The organism is Mycobacterium sp. NS-7484, assembly GCF_001953975.1.
In the GTDB taxonomy this organism is placed as follows: domain Bacteria; phylum Actinomycetota; class Actinomycetes; order Mycobacteriales; family Mycobacteriaceae; genus Mycobacterium.
This window is the reverse complement of sequence record NZ_MBEJ01000045.1, coordinates 1-1120: the sequence shown is the minus strand read 5'-3', so window position 1 is coordinate 1120 and position 1120 is coordinate 1. Positions and strand designations below refer to the sequence as shown.

General features: G+C 64.6%; 2 protein-coding genes. Both read right to left on the bottom strand.

The features are described from left to right. Positions 1 to 80: 80 nt before the first annotated feature. Positions 81 to 773 carry a hypothetical protein gene (locus A5733_RS09065; RefSeq protein WP_076239870.1) on the bottom strand — a complete coding sequence of 231 codons (693 nt, stop codon included), beginning with the start codon at positions 771 to 773 and terminating at the stop codon, positions 81 to 83. Further along, positions 773 to 964 carry a hypothetical protein gene (locus tag A5733_RS09060; protein ID WP_076239871.1) on the bottom strand — a complete coding sequence of 64 codons (192 nt, stop codon included), beginning with the start codon at positions 962 to 964 and terminating at the stop codon, positions 773 to 775. The genes A5733_RS09065 and A5733_RS09060 overlap by 1 nt, the downstream gene beginning before the upstream one ends. Positions 965 to 1120 lie beyond the last annotated feature (156 nt).

Here is a 1120-nt window from a genome sequence, read left to right as displayed (position 1 = left end):
CGCGCCCGCCGGCGCCGAAGTCTGCTCACCGGAATGCGCGCAGGACTGGGCCGAGTTGGCCCAGTGGTGAGCCCGCGCTCCTACTGAGTTCCGAGCGGAATGAACACCGCGCCCCATGGGCCGGACGTGCTCAGCGTTGCGGCCGCTGTCCCGGCCGTATCGACCGTGTTGATAGCTTGCGATGAGCCCTGGCCGGATGCGAGGTTCTGCCGGTTCGTGACACCGGTGAACCCCGAGAAGGCGCCCACGATGGTGCCGTTGTTGCCGGTGCTGACGATCCACACGCCACGGCCCGTCACCGTCTGAGACGGTGCTGTTCCGTTTCCGTACGTGTACGCCGGTGTGCCGACGACCGCCACATTGGCGATCGCAAACGCATTGACGATCCACCACGCCGTTCCGGATCCGGTCGCCTTGATCGACTTGGCCGTGCCGTCACCGCCCTTGGCCAGCCGGTAAACCCGCGTGGTTCCCTTGGTGGCGTCGTTGTTGTGGTTCACCGTGGCAATCAGCGTCATCGCCGCGCCGCCAGCAGTGACCCCGGAGACGGTCGCATTCCGGTCGGTGGTGACTGTCGCGAAAATGTCGGAATTCAGCGGGGCGGTGAAGTCGTAGGCCGGCGGCACTGCTGTGGCCGTGGAACCCGGACCGCCGCCGCCATAGGTGAGGGGCGGAGCCTCCCAGATCTTCGTTGCCCCGACGGCGACGAACTCGACCGGCGTCGAGCCGGCATAGACCCGATCGACGTTGACGGTGCCGATTTTGATCGACATCAGGCGGTCACAAAGTAGATCGCGTTGGCATCCTTCGTCGCGAGCGCGGTGTATGCCGCCAGCGTCATCACCCGCAGCTTCTTGCCGCTCAGCGCGTCGGTGTTCGAGTTCACCTCGGTGCCCACTTGGTTGAGGAACTCGGCATCTTCGACCATGCCGATGCCATCAACCCAGTTGGTAGGTAGAGCCATTTTCACTTCCCCTTATCTACGGAAAGGTGTGGATTATCAGGGCAATTCGGCGAGGTCATGCGGCACCGTGGTCGAATAGCCGCGGCCCGCCTCGTCCCTCGGGCCCAGCGACATGAACGCGTTGTACAGCATCGCCTGGATCGCCTCGCCACGGTC